Annotated in this window: 15 protein-coding genes; 10 read left to right on the top strand and 5 right to left on the bottom strand. The window is 68.5% G+C overall.

The genetic code is table 11. The features are described from left to right. Window positions 1–5: 5 nt before the first annotated feature. Together rapZ and uvrC are read right to left on the bottom strand one after the other, a co-directional pair. Window positions 6–938: an RNase adapter RapZ gene (gene rapZ / locus LBC97_06690; GenBank protein ID MDR2565736.1), complete on the bottom strand. Its 933-nt coding sequence runs from the start codon at window positions 936–938 to the stop codon at window positions 6–8. After that, entirely contained in the window at window positions 935–2,866 is a 1,932-nt protein-coding gene (uvrC, locus tag LBC97_06685) for an excinuclease ABC subunit UvrC (protein ID MDR2565735.1), read from the bottom strand. The genes rapZ and uvrC overlap by 4 nt, the downstream gene beginning before the upstream one ends. Window positions 2,867–3,037: 171 nt before the next feature. Here uvrC and LBC97_06680 point away from each other — a divergent pair, with 171 nt between their 5' ends. After that, complete coding sequence (locus LBC97_06680) at window positions 3,038–4,894, top strand: M23 family metallopeptidase (protein MDR2565734.1); 1,857 nt, start codon at window positions 3,038–3,040, stop codon at window positions 4,892–4,894. Between the two features lie 22 nt (window positions 4,895–4,916). On the opposite strand, the gene uvrA is transcribed toward LBC97_06680, so the two are convergent. Continuing rightward, window positions 4,917–7,835 (bottom strand): excinuclease ABC subunit UvrA, encoded by a 2,919-nt coding sequence (gene uvrA, locus LBC97_06675; GenBank protein MDR2565733.1) that lies wholly within the window; start codon window positions 7,833–7,835, stop codon window positions 4,917–4,919. A 128-nt stretch (window positions 7,836–7,963) separates the two neighbouring features. On the opposite strand from uvrA, the gene LBC97_06670 reads away from it, so the two are divergent. From LBC97_06670 to LBC97_06645, 6 genes are all read left to right on the top strand, one after another. Beyond that, window positions 7,964–8,248, top strand: coding sequence for a YciI family protein (locus tag LBC97_06670; GenBank protein ID MDR2565732.1), 285 nt, complete (start codon window positions 7,964–7,966; stop codon window positions 8,246–8,248). A 1-nt stretch (window position 8,249) separates the two neighbouring features. Beyond that, a complete protein-coding gene (locus LBC97_06665) occupies window positions 8,250–8,774 on the top strand; it encodes a GNAT family N-acetyltransferase (protein ID MDR2565731.1) in 525 nt (174 codons plus the stop codon). Between the two features lie 80 nt (window positions 8,775–8,854). Further along, complete coding sequence (locus LBC97_06660; protein MDR2565730.1) at window positions 8,855–9,883, top strand: iron ABC transporter permease; 1,029 nt, start codon at window positions 8,855–8,857, stop codon at window positions 9,881–9,883. Next, complete coding sequence (locus tag LBC97_06655) at window positions 9,880–10,917, top strand: iron chelate uptake ABC transporter family permease subunit (GenBank protein MDR2565729.1); 1,038 nt, start codon at window positions 9,880–9,882, stop codon at window positions 10,915–10,917. Before LBC97_06660 ends, LBC97_06655 begins: the two co-directional genes overlap by 4 nt. Beyond that, window positions 10,910–11,701, top strand: coding sequence for an ABC transporter ATP-binding protein (locus tag LBC97_06650; GenBank protein ID MDR2565728.1), 792 nt, complete (start codon window positions 10,910–10,912; stop codon window positions 11,699–11,701). The genes LBC97_06655 and LBC97_06650 overlap by 8 nt, the downstream gene beginning before the upstream one ends. A 46-nt stretch (window positions 11,702–11,747) precedes the next feature. Further along, a complete protein-coding gene (locus tag LBC97_06645) occupies window positions 11,748–12,764 on the top strand; it encodes an ABC transporter substrate-binding protein (protein ID MDR2565727.1) in 1,017 nt (338 codons plus the stop codon). 16 nt (window positions 12,765–12,780) lie between these two features. On the opposite strand, the gene uvrB is transcribed toward LBC97_06645, so the two are convergent. Next, window positions 12,781–14,868 (bottom strand): excinuclease ABC subunit UvrB, encoded by a 2,088-nt coding sequence (uvrB, locus tag LBC97_06640; GenBank protein ID MDR2565726.1) that lies wholly within the window; start codon window positions 14,866–14,868, stop codon window positions 12,781–12,783. A 113-nt stretch (window positions 14,869–14,981) separates the two neighbouring features. Between uvrB and LBC97_06635 the strand changes: the two genes are divergently transcribed. From LBC97_06635 to LBC97_06625, 3 genes are all read left to right on the top strand, one after another. After that, window positions 14,982–16,859: an HSP90 family protein gene (locus tag LBC97_06635; GenBank protein MDR2565725.1), complete on the top strand. Its 1,878-nt coding sequence runs from the start codon at window positions 14,982–14,984 to the stop codon at window positions 16,857–16,859. Between the two features lie 49 nt (window positions 16,860–16,908). Next, on the top strand, window positions 16,909–19,803 hold the full coding sequence (locus tag LBC97_06630) for a hypothetical protein (GenBank protein MDR2565724.1): 2,895 nt from the start codon (window positions 16,909–16,911) through the stop codon (window positions 19,801–19,803). A 107-nt stretch (window positions 19,804–19,910) separates the two neighbouring features. Next, a complete protein-coding gene (locus LBC97_06625) occupies window positions 19,911–21,953 on the top strand; it encodes a L,D-transpeptidase/peptidoglycan binding protein (protein MDR2565723.1) in 2,043 nt (680 codons plus the stop codon). Between the two features lie 7 nt (window positions 21,954–21,960). Here LBC97_06625 and pyk read toward each other — a convergent pair whose 3' ends face one another. Then, a complete protein-coding gene (gene pyk / locus LBC97_06620) occupies window positions 21,961–23,394 on the bottom strand; it encodes a pyruvate kinase (GenBank protein MDR2565722.1) in 1,434 nt (477 codons plus the stop codon). Window positions 23,395–23,407 lie beyond the last annotated feature (13 nt).

The raw sequence follows: 23,407 nt of genomic DNA, 5'->3' as shown, positions 1-23,407 counted from the left end.
CCGGCTCATTCGCGGCCCACGTCCCGGTGGCTGGCGCGCGCCCGCACGCCGCGTTCGCGCAGCATGGCGACCAGCGCCTCCGTCATCGCCACCGATCGGTGCTTGCCTCCCGTGCAGCCCACGGCCACCGTCAGGTGCCGCTTGCGCTGGCGCACGAACCCGTCCAGGGCCACCATCAACGCGTCCACGTAGTGGCCGAGGAACTGGTTGGCCGTCCCGGACGCCATCACGTAATCGCGGACCGCCGGGTCCGCGCCGGTCAGGTGCCGCAACTCGTCCACCCAGTACGGGTTCGCCAGGAACCGCACGTCGACAATCGCGCTGGCGTCCGCCGGCGCGCCGTACTTGAAGCCGAACGACATCACGGACACGGTCACCTCTTCCTTCTGGTCCGGGTCCGCGATGTGCGCCATGTGGGCGCTCAGTTCGTGAACCGAGAAGGAGGAGGTGTCCACGTAATCGTCCGCCTGCTCCCGCAAGTCGGTCAGCAGAGAGCGCTCGCGGGCGATCCCCGTCAGCACCGTTCCGCCCCCTTGGAGCGGATGGGGCCGGCGAACCGCCTCGTAACGGCGGATCAGCTCCGAATCGGAGGCGTCTAGGAACACGATCCGGTGGTCGATCCCGACCGCCCGCAGCGACTCCAACGCGCCCATCAGGGTGCGGAAGAACTCGCCCGAGCGCACGTCCACCACCACCGCGAGCTTTCTGACCCCGGCGCCCGCCGGCGTCATCATTCCGGCCAGCGGCTCGATCATCTTGGGCGGCAGGTTGTCCACCACATACCAGCCCAGGTCTTCCAGCACGCCGGCCGCCTGGGTGCGCCCCGCGCCGGACATCCCGGTGATGATCAGGATCTCGCTACGGTCCTCTTTGGCGCCCAGAGCGTCCCGGATCGGGATCCCCGCTGGAAAGGTCGGCGTGTCCGTGGGCTCGCTCACCGATCCAGTTTCTCATCCTTTGCAAGCACCTCTTTGACCCTTTCCGCCAGCTTGGGGCCGATCGACTTGACCTCCGCAAGCTCCCCCTGGCTGGCCGCCCGGATGCGTTTGACCGACCCGAAGTGCTTGAGCAGGGCCTTCTGCTTGGCCGGCCCCAGTCCGGGCACCGCGTCGAGCGCGGACCGGGTCATGGCCTTCGACCGCCGTTTACGTTGGGCCGAGATGGCGAACCGGTGCGCCTCGTCCCGCACGCGCTGCAGCAGGAACAGCCCGTCTGAGCCGCGCGGCAAGATGACCGGGAACGGGTCGCCAGGCCGCCAGACCTCTTCCAACCGCTTCGCCAACCCGACCAGCTCGACGTCTTTGACGCCCAGTTCCGCGATGACTTTCGCAGCCGCCCCCACTTGCGGCGCCCCACCGTCCACCACCAGCAGGTTCGGCGGGTACGCGAAACGCCGGTTCCTGAGTTGCCCGATGCCGTCCGGCGGGTCTCCGGTGATGTCGCCTTTGCCCGCTTGGTCGTCTTGGCCGTCCTTCTCCTGGCGGGCGAAGCGCCTGGTCAGCACCTCGGCCATGGCGGCGGTGTCATCCGGCGCGCCCAACCCGTCCGGCCCGCGCACGTTGAAGTGGCGGTATTCCGACTTGCGGGCCAGACCGTCCTCGAAGACCACCATGGACCCGACTTGGGCGGCCCCCCCGGTGTGGGAGATGTCGTAGCACTCGATCCGGAGCGGCGCGTCGTCCAAGTCCAGCGCCTCTTGCAGTTCCTTCAGGGCCTGCGACCGGCTGGTCAGGTCGCTGCCGCGCTTGAGTTTGTGCAGCGCCAGGGCTTGGTCCGCGTTCTTCTGCAGAGTTTCGGCCAGGCGGCGCTTCGCGCCGCGCTGCGGGACCTTGAAGGTCACCGGGCCGCCGCGGCGGACTTGCAGGTAGTCCGTCAGTTCGGCCAGACCTTGCGGCAGTACGGGCACCAGCACCTGCCGGGGAGGCTCGTCTTCGCCGCTGTAGACGGTTTGCAACAGCGAGGCCGTCAGTTCGGGTTCGGACAGATCCTCCACCTTCTCCACGATCCAACCGCGTTGCCCCGTGATGCGGCCCCGGCGGATGAAGAACACCTGGATGGCCGCTTCCAACTCGTCCTGGGCGATCGCGAACAGGTCCGCCTCCGTTTGGTCGGAAAGGACCACCACGTTGCGTTCGATCACACGGGAAAGCGCGGCGGCGTCATCCCGCAACCGGGCGGCGCGCTCAAACTCCTCGGCCGCCGCCGCCTCCCGCATGGCCTGTTCGATCCCGCTCAGAAACCGCCCCGTGTCTCCGTCCATGAAGGCGATGAAGTCCTCCACGATCCGCCGGTGCTCCGTTTGGTCCACCCGGCCCACGCAGGGCGCCGAGCACTTGTCGATGTACCCCAGCAGACAAGCGCGGCCCTGCGCCTGGTAACGCCGAAACACGGTGTTCGAGCAGGTCCGCAGTGGAAAAACGCGGAGCAGCAAGTCGAGGGTCTCGCGGATGGCCCAGGCGTGGCCGAACGGGCCGTAGTACTTGACGCCCTTGCGCTTGGCGCCCCGCATCACCTGTGCGCGCGGATACTCCTCGCCGACCGTCACCGCCAGATAGGGGTATGACTTGTCGTCGCGGTACTTCACGTTGAAGCGCGGCTCGAACTGTTTGATCCATGAATACTCCAGCGCCAGCGCCTCGACTTCAGTGCCGACAACCGTCCAGTCGACCGAGGCGGCCGTGGTCACCATCTGCCGGGTCCGCGGGTGCAACGACTCCAGCGGCTGAAAATAGTTGCCCAACCGCGCCCGCAGATTCTTGGCCTTGCCGACGTAGACGACCCGCCCATGCTGGTCCCGGAACCGGTAAACCCCGGGATCGGTCGGGATGGCGCCCGGCCTTGGGCGGTAGCTGGACGGATCGGCCATAGCCCTCAACCGTAAACCCTCCACGCGCACGGCCGCGTGAAGAACCGGTGATGGTCGCAGCCAGGGTTTCCCTTCCAAGCGGGGCCGGTACTAGCATGTTTACTGATCGCGGCTTGGCGCGCCCCGCCAGGCTAACTCCCTGCGAACCAAATTAGGCGAGGTCTTGGCTGAATGCTTGACGAACCGGACGAGTCGCATCCGCTGACCCGGCGGCAGCTCAGGCTGGACAACCAGTCGGCGGCCCCGGGGGCGGACCATTCGGCCACGGACGCGTCAGTCCACTTTGTCGCGCCGCAGCCAGTTCTCGGGGAGCCGATTGAGCCGATCTTGCCGGTCGAACCGCTTGAGGTGATTGAGGAGATTGAGCCGATTGCGGCCCCTCAACCGGATCTGGAGTCATTCGACTTGCTTGCGGAGATCGCCAAGCTGCAGTCCGCGGCCGCGCCGGCGGCGCCATGGGCTGGTTGGGACGCCGACGCCTGGGCTGGCGAGCCGGGCGTCCAGGCGGAACCTCAATGGGTCGCGGAACAGCCCCGGCCCGAGCGCCTCGAGCCAGACTGGCGGCGGATCGCCCGCGGATTCGCCGAGCGCGCCGGCGAATTGGGACAGGCGGGACTGGCGTGGGCCGGCCGCATTGGCGCGTCGCCGCTCCCGTCCGCTTGGGTTGGACGCCGCGCCTGGGTGCGCCTTGCGGAGCTGACCGACCGCGTGCGCGTTTACCTGCGTGGTCACACCGAACGCGCGGCAGCGGTCGCATGCGCCGGACTGCTGGCCGGCAGCGCGTTCATCGGCTTGGGACAAGCGCCGAGCAGCGCGGCCCCGCTCGTCCAAGAGGACGCGCTGCGTCCGCTGGCCAGCACTATCGAAGTGGTCTCCCGGCGCAACATGGCCGAACTGATGTCGCGTTCCATGACCGCGCAGGTGGCCGAGGCGGCCATGATCGGCGAAACGGGGCCGGAGATTCAGGCCATTAGCGAGTCCAATGTCGGACTGATCCTCCGGTGGGATGTCAGCGAACTCGCCGCCGAGCCGGAGGCCCAGTTGACTTTGCGCCGTGGCGTGGGCGACGCCCCGCCGCAGACACCGGCTGAAGGCGTGGACGTGCCTTTGGGGCGGGACCCGGGTTCTGTCGTTGACAAGGGCCTGCAACCGGACACCTCCTACAGCTACACGCTGTTCATTCAGCGGCCGGGCGAGAAGCCAGAGGTGCTGGCTCAGCTGGTCGCCAGCACTCGCCGCTACCCGACCGAATTGGTGCCTGGCGACAAGTTGGCCGCGGGCGACCGGTTGACCAGCCCGTCCAACAACCACTACGTCACCGTCGAGGCGGACGGCGGAATCGCGCTTCTGAACAACCGGAACCAGAAGCTCTGGTCGCTTGACTCCGAACGAGCCGACGGCGTCAATCTGCTTCTACGGCGGGACGGCACGCTTGTCGTGCTCGCCGGCGAAGAGACCATCTGGGTGGCCGACGCCTCCGCACCGGGCGTCAGGCTGGTCTTGACGGACCAGGGCGAGCTCCAGTTGCTGCGCGCGGACGGCGCCGTCGCTTGGTCCTCGGAGGAGCAGGGCTATCAGCTCCGCGGCGGGGATTCCCCGTATATGGTCAGCGCGGACGGCTGGACCCAGCCCGGGGCCGGCCCGGTCTCCTCCGGATACGGCATGCGGATCCACCCGATCTACGGGGTGCTCAAACTCCACGCTGGCGTGGACATGGCTGGTGCTCGCGGCAAGCCGATCTACGCCGCCCACGACGGGGTGGTGGAACGCGTCTACCAGGATTCGGGCGGCAACTGGACCATCGAGATCAACCACGGCGAGGGGATCTCCACCCGCTACCTCCACATGGACGGTCTTGGCGGCATCCTGGTCAAGGAGGGGGACGAGGTGGTACGCGGCGAGCAGATCGCGCTGACGGGGAACTCCGGCCAGTCGACCGGTCCGCACCTGCACTTCGAGGTCCTGATAGACGGCCAGGCCACCGACCCGGTCGAGTTCCTCAAGGAGCACAGCATCACCATCCGGTGACGCGCGGCCGCCCCACCGAAGGTTAGACCAAAGCCGGCTTTGATTCGGGTACGGCCTCAGGGGCGGAGACCCCAAGGCCCAGCAGCGGCCGCAGAAACTGGCCCGTGAAGCTGGCCGGGTTGGCCGCCACCGCCTCGGGCGTGCCCTCGGCCACGACCAGCCCGCCGCCGGCCCCGCCCTCCGGACCCAAGTCGATCACCCAGTCCGCTGACTTGATGACGTCAAGGTTGTGCTCTATCACAATGACGGTGTTGCCCTTGTCGACCAGCCCTTGCAGCACGCCCAGCAGTTTGCGGATGTCGTCGAAGTGCAGGCCCGTGGTTGGCTCGTCCAGCACGTAGGCGGTCTTGCCCGTGGAGCGGCGCTGCAGTTCGGAGGCCAGTTTGACGCGTTGCGCCTCGCCCCCGGAGAGAGTCGGCGCGCTTTGGCCCAGGCGGACGTACCCAAGCCCCACGTTCACCAAGGTGTCAAGATGCCGGGCGATGGCGCCGATCGGGTGGAAGAACTCGGCCGCCTCCTCGATCGGCATGGCCAGCACGTCCGCCACCGTCTTGCCCTTGTAGTGGACTTCGAGGGTGTCCGGGTTGTAACGGGCGCCGTGGCAGACCTCGCACGGCACGTACACGTCTGGCAGGAAGTTCATCTCGATCTTCAAAGTGCCGTCGCCTTTGCAGGCCTCGCAGCGGCCGCCTTTGACGTTGAAGGAGAACCGCCCGGGGCCGTAGCCGCGCAGCTTCGCCTCCGGCGTCTCCGCGAAAAGCCGCCGGATGTGGTCCCACACGCCGGTGTACGTGGCCGGGTTTGACCTGGGCGTCCGCCCGATCGGCCCCTGGTCCACGTGCACCACCTTGTCCAGCAACTCGAGCCCCGTGACGCGCCGGTGGCGTCCGGGCACGTGGCGGGCGCCGTTCAACTCGTTCGCCAGGACGTTGTAGAGGATGGCGTTGACCAACGTGGACTTGCCGGAGCCGGACACGCCGGTGACAGCGGTGAACACGCCAGCCGGGAACGACACGTCGATGTCGCGCAGATTGTGCTCAACCGCCCCCTGAACGGTCACACGCCGCTGCTTCGACGTGCGCCGCCGCTTGGGCGGCACCGGGATCTGGCGCGCGCGGGCCAGGTACTGTCCGGTCAGGGACGCCGAGTTGGCCTCCAGTCCGAAGATGTCGCCCGAATGGACGATCTGGCCGCCGTGCTCCCCCGCGCCCGGCCCGATGTCCACAATCCAGTCGGCCGCGCGGATGGTGTCCTCGTCGTGTTCCACCACGATCAGGGTGTTGCCCAGGTCCCGCAGCCGCGTCAGCGTGGAGATCAAGCGGTGGTTGTCGCGTTGGTGCAGGCCGATCGAGGGTTCGTCCAGCACGTAGAGGACGCCCACCAACCCCGACCCGATCTGGGTGGCCAACCGGATCCGCTGGGCCTCGCCGCCGGACAGGGTGGCGGCCGGCCGGTCCAGCGACAGGTAGTTGAGGCCCACGTCCAGCAAGAACCCGAGCCGGGCGTCGATCTCTTTGAGCACCTGGGCGGCGATCGCCCGCTGTTTGCCGGTCAGCTCCAGCCCGTTCAGGAAGCTCCGACATTCGCCGATGCCGAGCGCGCAGACCTCCGCTATGGACAGTTCGCCCACGGTCACCGCGAGCACCTCGGGCTTCAGGCGGCTCCCCTGGCAGACCGGGCAGGGGACCTCCCGCATGAAGGATTGCCAGCGTTCACGCGACCAGTCCGACTCGGTCTCGGCGTGGCGGCGCTCGATTTGCGGGATGACGCCCTCATAGCCCGTCGAATACTGCCGTTGCCGACCCCAGCGGTTGCGGTACTTGACGTGGACCTTGAAGTCCTCGCCGTACAAGATGGCCTGGCGGGCCCGTTCGGGCAGCGACCGCCAGGGCGCGTTCATGCGGAACCCGACGTCTCCGGCCAGCGAGGCCAGGACGTGCTGCTGGTACTCCCAGGCCGCGCCACGCCACGGCGCGATGGCGCCGTCGTTCAGCGATAGTTCGGGATCCGGCACCACCAGTTCCGGATCCACCTCCAGGCGGGTGCCGATCCCGGTGCACTCGGGGCAGGCGCCGTAGGGGGCGTTGAAGGAGAAGGTGCGCGGCTCGATCTCCTCCAGGGTCAATTGATGCTCGTTGGGGCAGGCCCGCTTCTCGCTGAAGCGCAGGACCCGTTCCGGGTCGTCGGGGTCCTTGTCGACCAGGTCCGCCACCAGCACGCCGTCGGCCTCGCGGAGCGCCGTTTCCACCGAGTCGGTGAACCGGCGGCGCTGCTCCGGCCTGACCACCAGGCGGTCCACGACCACCTCAATGTTGTGTTTGACCTTCTTGTCCAAGGTGGGCGGGGTGGCGAGCGACACGACCTCCCCGTCCACCCGGGCGCGGGCGAAGCCCTTGGCCCGCAGGTCCTCGAAGACCTCGGTGTACTCGCCCTTGCGGCCGCGCACCCTTGGGGCCAACAACTGCAGCCTTGTCCCCTCCGGGAGCGCCAGCAACTGGTCCACGATCTGCGCGGGGGTCTGCGATGTGATGACCGCCCCGCACTCGGGGCAATGCTGGACCCCGGCGCGGGCGAACAACAGCCGCAGGTAGTCGTACACCTCGGTGATGGTGCCCACGGTGGAGCGGGGGTTGCGGTTGGTGGCCTTCTGGTCGATCGAAACCGCGGGGCTGAGGCCGTCTATGAAGTCGACGTCCGGCTTGTCCATCTGGCCCAGGAATTGGCGCGCGTAGCTTGACAGGGATTCGACGTAGCGGCGCTGGCCTTCGGCGAAGATGGTGTCAAACGCCAGGGACGACTTGCCGGATCCGCTCAGGCCGGTGAACACGATCAGGCGGTCGCGCGGCAAGTCGACGGTCACGTCTTTGAGGTTGTGCTCTCGCGCTCCATGCACCACCAGCCGTTCACTCACTCGGACGATTGTAGGGGTTGGGTCCGACACGCTGACGGCCCCGGCGCGGATGTCCGCTCAAGGCCGCAACGGGCGCCCGGAGGCATTGGATGCGCCGTTCCCGCCGGGGCGGGCGGGGGCGGTGGCATAATTGCTGGACACAGCTGAGGAGGGGACCGATGGCGATCTTTGCCGTCCACTATCGTTACGCCGACAACCAAGAGGCGGTCGCGGCCGCCAAGCCGGCCCACCGGGCCTATCTTGCGGAAAGGCTCGACGAGGGGACGTTGCTCGCCTCAGGCCCGTTCGCAGACGCCCTCGAGGGCCTTTTGATAATCCGGGTTGACGGGCTCCAGGACGCCGAAGCCCTGGTCGCCGCCGATCCGATCGTTCGCGCGGGCTTGGTCGACCAAGCCGCGATTCGTCCCTGGAGCCCCACCCTGGGGCCGTTCACGGAAGGCTGACATGCATATTCGACCGCTGCTCCCGCGCGACTGGGAAGACGTCTCGGCCATTATGGCGGGATCACTGGGACCGGCGGCGCTGGACGACCAACTGCCAACGCCGGAGCAGTGGGAAGAGCGCTACCTGCCGAACCATCGCTTGGTGGCGGCTAACCGCGAGGGCCGGGTGACCGGTTGGGCGGCCCTCGAGCCGGTCTCGAACCGTCCCGCCTTCGCCGGAGTGGCCGGGGTGGCCGTCTTCGTGGAGCCCGCCTACCGGGGCCAGGGATTCGGCCGCCATCTGCTGGCCAATCTGATCGCCGCAGCCGACGAGGCGGGCTTTTGGACGCTGCAGGTTTACGTGGCGCCGCAGAACACGGCAGCCCTTCACCTGCTCAAAGACTCCGGCTTCCGCACAGTCGGCCGGCGCGAGCGCTTCGCCCAGGTCAACGGCGTCAGGCACGATGCCGTCTTGCTTGAGCGGCGTCTCCCCGAAGACGCCGCCGAGGCGGAGGCGCTGACCCAGGAGATCCCCGAGGCCTCCTGAAACCGCGCGGGCGGCTCCGCGCCCGGCCGGATCGCGCCCACCCGGCCCATTAGGGCTTTAGGTGAGGCTAACCTAAGGGAGTGCCCCTTTCGCTCCCCCGCCCGCAATCAGGGCGCGTTCACGGGCGCCGGTCGAGCGCGCTTACCCTGATCGCGCTTGGAGTGGTCGCGGCGGTGGCCGCCAGTCTGCTCCTTGGCAGCAAGGCGATCGACCCCGCCGCCGTGGTGCGGCGGTTGGCCAATCCGGCCGCCGACGTGGACGCGGTGGTTTGGGGGTCGCGGGTGCCGCGCACCGTCCTGGGGCTGGTCGTGGGTATGTGCCTGGGCGCCGCCGGCGCGGTCATGCAAGGCCAGACGCGGAACCCGCTGGCGGATCCGGGCATCTTCGGCGTTTCCGCCGGAGCCTCCCTCGCGGTTGTAATTGGGGTTCGGGTGGCGGGCACGACATCCACACTCGCCACTCTTTGGTTTGCCCTGATCGGGGCGGTGGCCGCGACGATTGTGGTCTTTGGGGTCGCGGCGCTCGGCCGTGGCCTGTCCAGCCCCGTCCCCTTGGCGATCGCGGGCACGGCGGTCTCCACCCTGTTGGCCGCCGTCACCTCCTTCATAGTGCTGGGCGACGAGGCCACCTTGGCGGCCTACCGCGTCTGGGTGATCGGCTCCCTGTCGGGCCGGACGCTCTCCGGAATCTGGGTGGCGGTGGTCGCGGCTGCCGCCGGTGGCGTGTTCGCCGCGGCCAACGCCAGAGCGCTGAACAGCCTCGCCCTGGGGACGGACGTCGCGCGCGGCCTGGGCGAGAATCTGGTTCGGGCGCGGATGACCGGCCTGGCGGCAGTCACACTGCTGACGGCCAGCGCGGTGGCGATCACCGGACCCATTGGGTTTGTCGGCTTGACCGCTCCGCATATCGCCAGAGCGGCCGTTGGCGGGGACCACCGGTGGCTGATCCCCACTTCGGCCGCGGTCGGGGCCGGTGTTTTGATGCTGTGCGACGTGGTGGGCCGCCTCGGCGGCGGCAACGGCGAGGTCCCCGTGGGAACGGTGCTGGCGGTGCTCGGGGGCATCGCGTTCGTCGCCATAGTCCGGCGGGTGCGGATGGCCGCGCTATGACCTGTCCGCCGGAGCGCCGGGCGCGCCGCCGCCACTTGGTCACCGTTCTCGCCGCGTGCGCGTGCGTGGCCGTCGGCTTGGCCGGAATCAGGGCCGGGTCGTCGCAATTGACGACCGCTGAAATCGCACGGGTTCTGCTGGGGGCCGGAGCGCCGGCTCAGGAACTGGTGATGCTCGAATTCCGGCTCCCGCGCGTGGTGGGCGGCCTGGCCGTGGGCGCCTGCCTGGGTCTGGCCGGAGCCTTGACGCAAACGTTCGCCCGCAATCCCCTGGCCACTCCCGACATCCTCGGCGTGACCTCGGGCGCGGCGGCCGGCGCCGTGGCCGCGATCTGCCTGGGCGGCGGCACCTACGGCGTGGGCCCCATTTTGCTGACCTTGGGAATGCCGGCCGCCGCCGCAGTCGGGGCTTTGGCCACTGCCGCCGTCGTCTACGGCTTGGCCTGGCGGGGCGGGGTGGAGAGCTATCGCCTGATCTTGATCGGGATTGGAGCCACTGCCGCGCTGGGCGGGGTCACCAGCTACTTGATCGCCACAGCCCGGATCACCGACGCCTCCGCCGCCGCGCAATGGATGGTGGGCAACCTCTCGGGGATCTCTTGGGCCAGCGTTTGGCCCGTGTTGGCGGCCCTTGCCGTGATGGCGCCCGTGGCCGCCACACAGGCCCGGAACCTGGCCGTGGGCCAACTGGGCGATGAATTGGCGGCCGGGCTGGGCGTGCCGCTGCAACGGCATCGGCTGATCGTGATCGGATGCGCCGTGGTTCTGACGGCCGCCGCCGTCTCCGCGAGCGGGCCCGTCGAGTTCGCGGCCTTCGTGGCGCCTCAAATCGCGCTCCGCCTGGCCGGGGCGGCACGGCCTCCGCTGGTTGCCTCCGCGCTGGCCGGGGCGGTGTTGGTGGCCGGCGCCGACGCCGTGTCGCGAGGCGTCTTGCCCGGTGAGACGCCCGTCGGCATCATCACCGCGGTGGTGGGGGCGCCGTACCTGATTTGGTTGCTGATCCGCCGTCCGGGCGGGAGGGGGAGCTATGAATAGACCGGCCAATCCCACGCTTGAGGCTCACGGCGTCACTCTGGGCTACGGCGGCGAACCAGTGTTCACCGCGCTGTCTCTGGCCATCCAACCCGGCCAGGTGACCACGCTGGTCGGCGCCAACGGTTCCGGCAAGTCGACCCTGTTGCGCGCTTTTGGCCGCCTGCTGCCGGCCGCGGCCGGGCATGTCGCCGTGGAGGGTCGGCCCTTGAGCTCGATGCCGACCCGTCAGCTCGCGCGGCGTCTGGCCGTCCTGCCCCAGAAGCCCTTGACTCCCCCGGCCACCACGGTGCGGGAGCTGGTTTCACGAGGGCGCCATCCGCACCAGGCCTGGTTCCGTGCGTGGGCCGCCGCCGACACGGCGGCGGTGGACAGCGCGCTAGCCGCCACCGGCCTGGCGGACCTGGCCGAACGGGACGTGGCGACGCTGTCCGGCGGTCAGATCCAGCGCGCTTGGATAGCGCTGATTCTGGCGCAGCAGACCCCGGTCGCGCTGCTGGACGAGCCGACCACCTTCCTGGACCTGGCCCACCAACTCGACGTGCTCCGCCTGGTGCGCCGAGTCAACCGGGAGCGGGGCACCACCGTGTTGATGGTGCTGCACGATCTCTCGCTGGCCGGGCGCTTTTCCGACCGCCTCATCGCCTTGGGCGACGGCCGGGTGGTGGCGGACGGGCCGCCTTGGGAGGTGCTGACCCCGGCCACCCTCAAGCTGGCGTTCGGCTTGGACGCCCAGGTCATTCCGGATCCAGCGACCGGCTCGCCGCTGGTGGTGCCCGCGCCCTGACCGACAAGAGGCAGACCCACCGTTAGGTTAGGCTAAGCTAACAGTCATGACTTCTCCCCTGGCGGTGCGTTGCACCGCGCTGTGCTTGGCCGCGTTGGCGGCCGCCACCGCCCTGACCGGATGCTCCAACTCGGATGAGCCCGCCGCGCAGCAGTCCCCGACCGCCCAATCGACGGGTTGGACCTACACCGACGGTGCCGGCCTCGCCATAAAGCTGGAGAGCCAGCCCACGCGGATCGCCGCGTTCGCCGATTACGCGATTGGACTCCTCAGCTACGGGATCACGCCCGTCGCGATCTTTGGGCGTGAGGACGTGGCCACCGACCAACGCTTCGCCGACTACGACCTCGCCGAAGTGGCGATTGTCGGCAACACCTACGGGGAAATCGACCTTGAGGCCCTGGCAGGCGCGGAACCCGAACTGATCGTGACAGGCATCTACCCGACCGACCGCGAGGGCACCCTGAGTTTGGAAGAGCCCTACTACGCCGTGGCGGACATGGAGCAACAGCTTCAGCTTGAGAAGATCGCCCCGATCGCGGTCGTCAGGATTGGCGGCGCCGGAGCGCAGGTGGTTGAGGACCTCAACGAACTGGCCCGCGCCCTTGGCGCGGACCCGGGCGCGATCGACCAGGCAAGAGCCGCCTATTACGCCGCCGCCGACACGCTGACGGCGGCCGCCCAGGAGTCCGACCTCGAACTCACCATGATCTACGGCAGTCCAGACGGCATTTACCTGGTCAAGCCGCAAGACGAGCCGAGCACCGAGTTGTACACCAGCCTCGGCCTGACCTTCACGGACCTGAACCCCGACGGCGACTTCTACTGGGACGTGTACTCCTGGGAGAACGCGGCCCAGACCATGACCGGCGATGTGCTCCTGGTTTTCACCGAGGGCTACCAGGAGGCGGACTTCCGCGAGCAGCCGACGTTCGCGGCCCACCCCGCGCTGGCGGCCGGCCAGGTTTACACCTGGCAAGACGCGGCGTTCGACTACAACTCGCAAGCCGCTCAGTTCAAGTACCTGACCGAGATCCTGCTCAACTCCAAGGATGTCGCCTGACAGCGGCCCTGGCGGCTCAGTGGATGGCCTCCCGCACCTCGCGCAGCTCGCGTTTCAGTTCCGCGATCTGGTCGCGGTAGCGGGCCGCCACCTCGAAACGCAGGTCGCCTGCGGCGGCGCGCATCAACTCCGTGAGGGATGAGATCTCGTCTAGGATTTGGCCCACCAACGCTGGCTCCTTCGGCCCGCCCCGCCGCTCCGCCGAACCGGTCAGGCCCTTGTAACCGGAAGGGGACCGGTCCGCACTGGACAAAAGGCGTTCCGTGTCCTGGTCTTCCCTGATCAGCGCGTCTGTGATGTCCGCGATCCGCTTGCGCAACGGTTGCGGGTCCAACCCGCGTTCGGTGTTGTAGGCGACCTGTTTGGCGCGGCGGCGGTCCGTCTCGCCGATGGCGTCCGCCATGGCGGCGGTGACCTCGTCCGCGTACATCACCACCGCCCCGGAGACGTTGCGGGCGGCGCGGCCGATCGTTTGGATCAGGGAGGTGCCCGAACGCAGGAAGCCCTGCTTGTCCGCGTCGAGGATCGCCACCAGGGAGACTTCTGGCAGGTCCAGGCCCTCCCGCAACAGGTTGATGCCGACCAGCACGTCGAACTGGCCCAGGCGCAGGTCGCGCAGCAACTCGACCCGCTTGAGCGTGTCGATGTCCGAATGCAGGTAACGCACCCGCACGTCGTGGCCGGCTAGATAGCCGGTCAGGTCTTCCGCCATCTTCTTGGTCAAGGTGGTGACCAGCACGCGCTCGTCGCGCTCCGCGCGCAGGCGGACCTCGTGGAGCAGGTCGTCGATCTGGCCCTTGGTGGGGCGGACCTCCACCGACGGGTCCACCAGGCCGGTGGGGCGGATGATCTGCTCCACCACGCCGTCCGAGAGGGACAGCTCATACGGGCCGGGGGTGGCTGAGAGGTACACCGTCTGGCCGATCCGCTCCAGGAACTCCTCCCAGCGCAGCGGCCGGTTGTCCAGCGCGGACGGGAGCCGGAAACCGTGTTCCACCAAGGTGCGTTTGCGCGACATGTCGCCCTCGTACATCGCCCCGATTTGCGGGACCGTCACATGCGACTCGTCGATCACCAGCAGGAAGTCCTCGGGGAAATAGTCCAGGAGCGTGTTCGGCGGGGTGCCGACGCCCCGGCCGTCAATGTGGCGCGAGTAGTTCTCAATTCCGGCGCACGTGCCGATCTGCCGCATCATCTCCAGGTCGTAAGTGGTGCGCATGCGGAGCCGCTGGGACTCCAGCTGCTTGTTTTGGCGGTCCAGTTCCTCCAGGCGCGTCTCCAATTCGGCTTCGATCCCCCGGATGGCCTTTTCCATCCGTTCCGGCCCGGCCACATAGTGCGAGGCCGGGAAGATGTTGACGTTCGCCTCCGTCTGGATCACCTCCCCGGTCAGCGGGTGCAGGGTCGCCAGGCCCTCGATCTCATCCCCGAAGAACTCGACTCGCAGTGCCAACTCCTCATACATCGGGATGATCTCGACCGTGTCCCCCCGCACCCTGAAGGTTCCGCGCGTGAAGGCCATGTCGTTGCGGGCGTACTGCATGGCGATGAACTGCCTGAGCAGGTCGTCCCGCTCGATCTGCTGCCCCACTTCCAACTGGACCATGCGGTCCACATACTCTTGAGGGGTCCCCAGGCCGTAGATGCAGCTGACCGAGGCCACCACCACCGTGTCCCGCCTGGTGAGCAGCGACGAGGTGGCGGAGTGGCGCAACCGTTCGACCTCGTCGTTGATCGAGGAGTCCTTCTCGATGTACGTGTCGGTCTGCGGGATGTAGGCCTCCGGCTGGTAGTAGTCGTAGTAGGAGACGAAGTATTCCACCGCGTTGTTCGGCAGCAGTTCCCTGAACTCCGTCGCCAACTGGGCCGCCAGAGTCTTGTTCGGCTCTATCACCAGCGTGGGGCGCTGGAGTTGCTCGATCAGCCAGGCCGTGGTCGCCGTCTTGCCGGTGCCGGTGGCGCCCAGCAGCACCACGTCCTTCTCCCCCGCGTTGATCCGCTCCGCGAGTTCCGCGATCGCCTCCGGCTGGTCGCCAGACGGCGTGAAGTCCGACACGACCGCGAACGGCGCCACCGTTCGCGTCAACTCTCTCACCGGGCGCATGAGAACCAACCTACCCCGGCCCACCGACAGCGTTCAGAGGGTGCGCTGGGACGGCCACGACGGCATCGGCGGCTTCGGGGCGGTAACCCCCGGCCTGCCGGTAGGCTCTTCCCGTGTCATCCCAGCCTCAGCACACGCAGCCCCAGGCCGCCCCCTTTCAAGTCGACCTTCGCGGAGTGGTCGACCTTCTCAGCCGGCACATCTACTCCGGTCCCCGTGTTTATCTGCGCGAACTGCTCCAAAACGGGGTTGACGCCATCACCGCCCGCCGCGAATTCGACCCGCAGAACGACGCGGCGGGCGAATGGTCAATCCGGATCACGCCGCTCTCAGCCGAGACCGGCGAATTCCGCCTGACCGACCAGGGCGTTGGCCTCACCCGCGCCGAGGCCGCCGAGTTGCTCTCGACGGTGGGGGCGACATCGAAGCGGGACATCCTCGATTTCCCGCGCCAGGACTTCCTGGGCCAATTCGGAATTGGCCTGCTGTCTTGTTTCATGGTGGCGGACCAGATCCGGGTCGTCACCCAATCCGCCAAAGGCGGACCCGCCGTCGAATGGCTGGGCAGCGCCAACGGCACTTTCACCATCCGCGACCTGCCCGGCGAGGTGCCCGTCGGCACCTCGGTCCACCTGCATCCCCGCTTCGACGGCACCGAGTTGCTCAGCCCCGCCGCCGTGGCCGAACTGGCGAGCCAGTTCGGCCGCTACCTGCCCGTGCCCGTCCGCGTGGGCCCCGCCGGCGGCGGCGAGGTCATCAACCAGCCGGCGGTCTTCGCCGACCAGAACGCCTCCGCGGCGGAGGTGAACCAGTTCGGCCGCGAATTGCTGGGAGCCGATCCGCTTGACTCGTTCCCGTTGACCTGCCCCGAGACCGGCTCGCGCGGACTCGCGTTTGTGCTTCCATTCGCGCCCTCCCCCGGGGCCCGCCAGGCCACGCAGCTCTACCTGGGCCGCATGCTGGTGTCCACCCATGTGGACGGGATCTTGCCCGAATGGGCCTTCTTCGTCCGGGCGTGCGTCAACTCGACCGGGCTGACCCCCACGGCGAGCCGGGAGGCGATCGTCGAGGACTTCTCCCTTGAGGTCACACGCCAGGCGTTCGGGGAGGCTATCCGCCATTGGCTGGTCCGCGCCGCGACCGCCGACCAGTACCAACTCGGCCGTTTCCTCGCCGTGCATGAGCGAGCGATCAAGCAGTTGGTTCCCCACGACCCTGAACTCGCCAAGATCATGACCGGCCACCTGCACTTGGAGACCTCGATCGGCCGGCGGCCCGTCAACCAACTCGTCAAAGACCATCCGCGCGTGCGCTACACCGAAACGGTGGACGAGTTCCGCCAGGTGGTCGGCATCTCCGGCGACCGGGGCGTGATAGTCAACGGCGGCTACCTGTGGGACGCCGAACTGACCCGGCTGCTCCCGGAGTTGTACGGAACCGAAGTCGAGCGGATCGACGTGCTCGCGGAGCTGGACACGCTGGAACCGCCCCCGCTGGCGGATCGCGCCGCCGCCGTCGCGTTCGAGCAGCGCGCCACCGCCGCCCTCGCCGGCCGGGATTGCGAGGTCGTCGCCCGGGTGATCGGCGACGGCTCCGTCCCAGCCCTCTTCGTGGCCGACCCGGAACTGTTCCGGCGCCTTGACCGGGCCCGCTCGGGAGACGCGGCCGGGCCGCTTTGGCGCGGGGTGATCAGCCGCGCGGATTCGGCGATCGCCGCCCGATCGCCGCGCGGCCCCGGCCGCCCCGCATCCCGGCTTTGCCTCAATTGGCGCAACGCCCTCATCAGGACCCTGGCGGCGCTGGACGACCAGCCCGTCTTCGAGCGCTGCGTTCAGCTCCTCTACGCCCAGGCGCAGCTCGCCAGCCACCGCCCCCTCAGCGCCAAGGACCGCAAACTCCTCGACTCGGCGTTGAGCGACCTGATCGCGCTCAGCGCCGGGGTGGCGGACGTGCCGCCGGCACCAACACCGCCATCAGCGCCAACAGCCTAGAAACCCCGCCGGAAAAGCAACTCAAAGCCCGAATCGAAAGGACGCCCCCGTGACCGCAAATCCGAGCACAGCCGAGATCAAAGAACTGCTGGACCAGATTGACGAGACCCCGGCCGGGCCCGAGGAGTACGCCATGACGCAGCGGGCGGTCGCGATGGCGGTTGAGGCCGGGGCGGAGGAGCTGGAATACCAAGCGCGAATCCGCCTGACATCAGCGGCCTCCTACAACGGCGACACGGACGCCATGCTTTCCAGCTTCGCCTGGTGCCTGGCGAAGTACGATTCGGACCCGGATCGCTTCCCGGCGGACATGCCCTGGGACGACAACACCCTGATGTGGCAATACAAATGGATGCCGCACGCCCTTGACCGCTCCCCCGCGTTCCCGCTTGAGCAGACCGAGGCGCTGCTGGACGACATGGAGGAACGTTACCGCCGGGCGGGCCTTGGCATGAGCGCCGTGGTCGCGGAGCGCTTCAGCCACGCTTGGGTGACGGGGCAAATCGATGAGGCTAAACGGCTGCGGGCGGTTCTGGAGGCGACCCCGCGCGACTCGCACTCGGACTGCGAGGCCTGCTCGCGTTCGGGGCTGTTGGCTTTTGCGGTCAGGATTGGCGAAGACGAACTCGCGCTGAGCCTGATCGACGAGATAGTCGAAAACGGCTATAGCTGCGCGGAGGAACCCGAATACGCGCTGGCCCGCTCGCTGGTGTGCAAACTCAGGGCAGGCCGCTTCGACGACGCGAAAGCCAGCCACACCCGCAGCTACCGGCTGGCCCGCTCCAATCCGGACAACCTGGCGATCGTGGCGGACAATCTGACCTTCTGCGCCATCACCGGCAACCAAGTCCGCGCCCTTGACATCTTGGAGCGCCATCTTCCCTGGCTGACCCACAACCCCTTGGACGATTCGGCGCGGCTTACCTGGTTGACGGCGGTGGGCCTGACCCTCGAGTCGCTTGAGCGGATCGGCGAGGCGGGCCAGGTGATCCGGGGCGCCGCCCGTCCGGAGATAGCGGAGGCCCTCAAACTCGAGGGCGAGCCCACTTCGGAGCTCGGCTGGACCGCGACAGACCTGGCGGCCAAGGTGCGCGCGGCCGCCGACAAGCTCGCGGCCGCCTTCGACGCCCGCAACGGCAACACCTTTGTGAGCGAGCACCTGGCCACCACCAGGGCGCTCTTGGACGAGCCCTACGACCTCCCGATCCAGGAGGTCGGCTTCATCACGCCGCCGCCGCCCGCCCCCGAACCCGAGGACGCGGTGTCGCTCTTGGAGGCCGTCGACTCCTGCCTCCACTCGGGGCGTCCGGCGCAGGCGGTGGAATACGCCCGGCGGATGCTCGAGTTGACGGCCAAGGCTTTGGACGAAGAATCGCCCGATGCCGTGCCCGCCATCCCGGACCCCAGTTCCGTTCCCGCTTGGGCCGGGTCGGGGAGCCTCGCCGACCTGAGGCTCAACGCCCGGTCGTTGATGCACGCCGGGCTGGTTGACCAAGAGCTGACCGATCAGGCGCAGGCGGCGTTGGCCGAATTCGTGGCGGAGCTGAGACGGGCGGGATTGGACGCCGAGGCGGAGGTGGAGGAGCAGATGGGCCTCGCCGCGTACAGCGACGGACAGGCGGAAGTCCTAGCCGCGGCGCTTGACCGAGCGCGTCAACTTGGGGTCAGCGACGAGCGCCTGGCCCGCCTGAGCGTAATACTGGCCCGGAAGCTGGCGGTCGGCGACGACCCGGAGTCCCAGGCCGACAAGATAGCGGAGTTGTTGACGGATGCGCAGGCAAAGGCCAGGCCCGGATCGCTGACACAAGTCGCCGTCTGGTCCCTGCTCGCCGACAGGCCGGGAGTCGACATGGACGGGGCAATCTCCTACATCGATCGGTCACTCGCGCTTGAGCTGCCCAGAGGCCGGCGGGCCGGGCTGCTCCGTTGGCGGGCCAACTGCTGCGGCTCGGCGGGGCGTTTCGAGGAGGGCGCCGCGAACGCAGACGAGGCCACCCGGATCAACGCAGCCCTCGGGTTCAACGGACCAGGGGCGGCTTCGGCCGAGTTGGCCGGGCGCCTGCTGTCAGACGCGGGACAGTTGGACGCTGCGGCCCAGCGCTTCCGGTACGCCGTCCGGTTGCTGGAGGCCGAAGGCGACCCGGCGCCCGGCCCCAAGTTCTTGCTCGCCCAAAACATGATGAGCCAAGGCCAGGCTTGGGAAGCGGTCGAATTGTTCGGCGACGTGCTCCAGGCCGAACGGGAGCGCGAGGTGCCGGGGCCGGTGCTGGCGGACACCCTCGAATGGCTGGGCCGCGCGTCAGACGCGGAAGGCGAATACGGCGCCGCCCTGGGTTACTGGGAGGAGGCGGCCGATCTTTACGAGGAGGCGGAACAGCCCGCCGAGGCGGCCCGGCAGAAGTGGCGCCAGGGCAACCTGTACAGGGCTTTCGACCAGTTCGACGACGCGTTGGAGCACTTCGAGACGGCCATGAGGCTGCTGCGCGAGGCCAATTGGGAGGAGGATGAGGACCTGCACCCGTTGGTGATCACGGTGATCGAGGCGCGCGCCCTGGCCAAAGGCTCGGCCGGGGACGCGTCCGCCCTTGAGGAGGTGGACTTTGCCCGCGGCATCGCGTTGGCCGACGAGTCGACCTGGCGGGCCGCAGACCTGCTGGACACCAAGGCCAGGGTGCTTCACTCGCTGGACCGGGACGAGGAGGCGGTGACGCAGTTCCTGACCGCGGCTGACGACTACCGCGCCGCGGGCGACTGGGCTTCCGGCGGTGGCGCCGAACTGTTGGCCGCCCGCGCTCTGGCCCAGGGTCTGGACCGCCCGGCGGACGCGAAGGTGATCCTGACCAGCGCTTTGGCGACCCTCGCGAAGCCCGAGGCGGCCGAAGCCGCCGCCGACGCGGAAGGCCTGATCGAGGCCCTCAAGGCGGCTCTCGCGGAACTGGCGTAGCCGATGGGCGGACATCACGGCGAATCACCCCTGGGACGGAGCCCGTGCCCCGGCTCTTTCGGTAGAGTCGCTCGGAGCAGTTCCTGAGCGGATTAGGAGTGACCCCCGTGCCGGTTGACTTAGGCGACGACCAGTTGCCCGATGACGCCCCCGCGCCCCCGGATGAGCCGGAGGCCGCGCCGGACATCCCAGCAGAGGGCGAAGCAGAGGCCGGGCCCGAAGAGGCCGCGGGAACAGCCCAATCCGAGGACAATGTAAAGACCAAGGCGCCGACTGAGACGAAGTCCAAGGCTCGGAAGGCGCGACCGCGCAAGTGGAGGACCAAGCCGGAAGCCCAAGCAGAGGCTGGGTCTGACACCGAGATCACGAGCCGGCCTGAGGCGGGGCAGCAGATCGAATCAAAGACTGAGCCTGATGGCGCGGGCGAGGCCGAGCCGTTGGGCAGCGCGGCGCCGACCGACGCCGAACCGCCAACCGCTGCCGAGCCGGCGGCCACCGACGCGGCGGCGGACTCAACGCCGCCGGACGGCGCGTCGGGAGCCGCTCTTGGCGCTCCCCTCGGCGCATTTGAGAGCCCCGTTGAAGAGGCCGAGACCTCGGCCGAAGAGGTCGAGACTTCCGCCGAAGAGGCCCAGACTCCTGCCGAGCAGGCTGAGACTCAAGTCGGCGAGGCCCAGATCCCCGCCGCCGAAGCCGAGGGGGCCGGGGCCAAGCCGAGGCGACGGCATCGGACGCTGAAATGGTCGCTGGCGGCGGTGTTTGTGCTGGCAGTCGCCGCGACGGGGGGCGTTGTCTACGCCAACCACTACTACTCCGACAAGGCGGTGCCCGGCGTGACCTTGGCCGGGTTGCCCGTGGCCGGGCAGACTGCCGCCGAACTGGAGCGAACCGCCGCGAACCTGGTCGGAGGCATGCGCTTCACCTTCACGGCGGCGGGCGACACGCTGACCGGCAACGCCGAGGAGTTGGGGGTCCACGCGGACCCGAAGGCGATCGCGGGCGAGGTCTTGGCGGCCGCGAAGGGCCAGCCCCTTTGGCGCAAGCTCAACCCCTGGACCGACAAGGCCCTCCCGGTCAAGGCCCAGGTGGACCAGGAGGCCCTGCGCCAGTTCTTGGACGCCGGGTTCATTGCCGAGGACCAGGCGACCACCGACGCGGCGGTGGCCTATGACCCCGAGACGGCCAGCTTCGCTGTGGTCCCGTCTTTCACGGGCCTTCGGACCGAGGTCGAACCGGCCGTCGAGGCCATCCAGGCCCACCTCGCCGACACAGCCGCCCCCGCCAAGGTCGAGGTCAAGACGGTGCCCGACCCGCCCGCCATTGACGATGCCGCCGCACAGGCCGCCGTCGACGCGGCCACCGCCGGACTTGGCCGCGTGATCACCTTCGACAACGGCCAAAGCGGGGTCAAAGCCCGCTCCTATCAGCTCCCAGCCGCCTCGATTGGGGCCTGGACCACCTTCACGGCGGACCCCGCCCAGGGCGTGATCGAAGTGGGCTACGACGCGGACAAAGTAGCCACCGAGTTGCCGGGGTTGCTGGCCGAACAGGTGGCGATTCCCTCCCGCAAGCACGTGGTGATGACCTACCCCGACAGCGACAGGGAAATCGGCGTGGTCCAGTGGGGGCTGAACGGCCTCAGGATGGCCGACCCGGCGCCTGTCATCCAAGAGGTGGCGGCCGCGCTGGCAGAAGGACGCGACGCCGCCGTGACGGTGCCCCTTGAAACCGATCCGTTCGAAACCGAGCGGGTCAAGCCGCCCACCAACTACGATGAGCCGAACGGCGCCCACTGGATCGACGTCAACAAGTCGACGTTCATCGCCACGCTCTACGCCGGTTCCACGCCCGTGGGCAGCTATGTCATCTCGACCGGCAAACCGGGCCATGACACTCCGTCCGGCACGTTCTACGTTTACCTGAAGTACGAACACCAGGTCATGCGCGGCCCGGCCTCCGACCCGTACGAGTCCCCGACCGACTGGGTGTCCTATTTCTCCGGCGGGGTGGCTTTCCATTCGGCCCCCTGGAACGAGCCGAATAACTGGCAGCGCCGGGTCTCGCACGGCTGCGTCAACATGAAGACCCGCGACGCCAAGGTGGTCTACGACTTCGCCCCGATCGGCACCAAAGTGGTGGTCCACGGCTGAGCTGCGGTCACTCCCGCCGGGCCACGTCGAGTTCCCCGATCCGGTGGACCAGGATTTGGTTGGTGGTGCCCGTCATGCCCATGGGCGCGCCGGAGACGATCACCACCGTGTCCCCGTCCCGCCCCAGCGAATGCGCCCGCAGGACGGTGTCGGTGCCATGGATCATCTGGTCCGTGTGCTCAAAGTTCGGCACTTCGAAGGCGCTGACTCCCCAGGCCAAGGCCAGTTGGTGCCGCACCGCCGGCTGGGGGGTGAGCGCCACCAGCGGAATCGGGGAGCGCAGGCGGGCCATCCGCAGGGCCGAGTCGCCGCTTTCCGTGAACGCCACCAGGTAAGAGGCGTCCATGGTGTCCGCGATCTGCGCGGCCGCCTTCGTCAGGATCCCCGCATGGGTGTGGGGCGTGGCGGTCATGGGCCGGATGCGGTCGAACCCGCCCGCCTCCGTCGCCTCAATGATCCGCGCCATGGTCCGCACCGCGTCCACCGGGTACTCCCCCGTCGAGGTCTCCCCGGACAGCATCACCGCGTCCGCGCCGTCCAGCACGGCGTTCGCGCAGTCCGAGGCCTCCGCCCTGGTCGGTCTGGGGCTGGTGATCATGGAGTCCAGCACCTGGGTCGCCACGATCACCGGTTTGGCGAACCGCCGCGCCATGTCGATGGCGTCCTTTTGGACCAGCGGCACGTCCTCCAGGGGCAGTTCCACGCCCAGGTCGCCGCGCGCCACCATGATCCCGTCGAAGGTCCGCACAATCTCATGCAGGTTCTCGACCGCCTGCGGCTTCTCGATCTTGGCGATCACCGGGGCCAGGCGGCCCACCTCGGCCATGACGCCGCGCACCGCCCGGTAGTCGGCGGCCGAACGGACAAACGACAAGGCGACGATGTCGACCCCTAAGCCCAGCACAAACCGCAGGTCGTCGACGTCCTTGTCGGTCAAGGCGGGGACGGAGACGGCCACGCCAGGCAGGTTCAGGCCCTTGTGGTCGGAGACCTCGCCCCCCACCTCGACGGTTGTGACCACGTCGGTTGCGGTGACCTTGTCGACCCGGACGGCCACCTTGCCATCGTCAATCAGGATGCGGTCCCCCACCCTCGCGTCGCCCGGCAGGCCAGCGTAGGTGGTGGAGGCCCGCCTCTTGGTCCCCTCCGCCGGCTCGGTGGTGATGGTGAACCGGTCGCCGGGCGCGAGTTCCACGGGCCGGTGGCCGGCGAATGTGCCCAGCCTGATTTTGGGGCCCTGCAAGTCGGCCAAGATTCCGACCGCCGCCCCCAACTCCTCTGAGGCTTCCCTGACCGCGCGGTAAACGGCCTGGTGGTCGGCGTGCGTGCCGTGCGACAGGTTCAGCCGGGCGACATTCATCCCCGCCGCGATCAACTCCGCGATCCGCTCCTTGGAACTGGTCGCGGGCCCAATGGTGCAGACAATCTTGGCTCGTCGCATCGCTTCCCCCTCT

The organism is Bifidobacteriaceae bacterium (assembly GCA_031281585.1).
GTDB lineage: Bacteria > Actinomycetota > Actinomycetes > Actinomycetales > WQXJ01 > JAIRTF01.
Note: the sequence above shows the minus strand (reverse complement) of the source record. Positions and strands in the feature narration are given on the sequence as shown.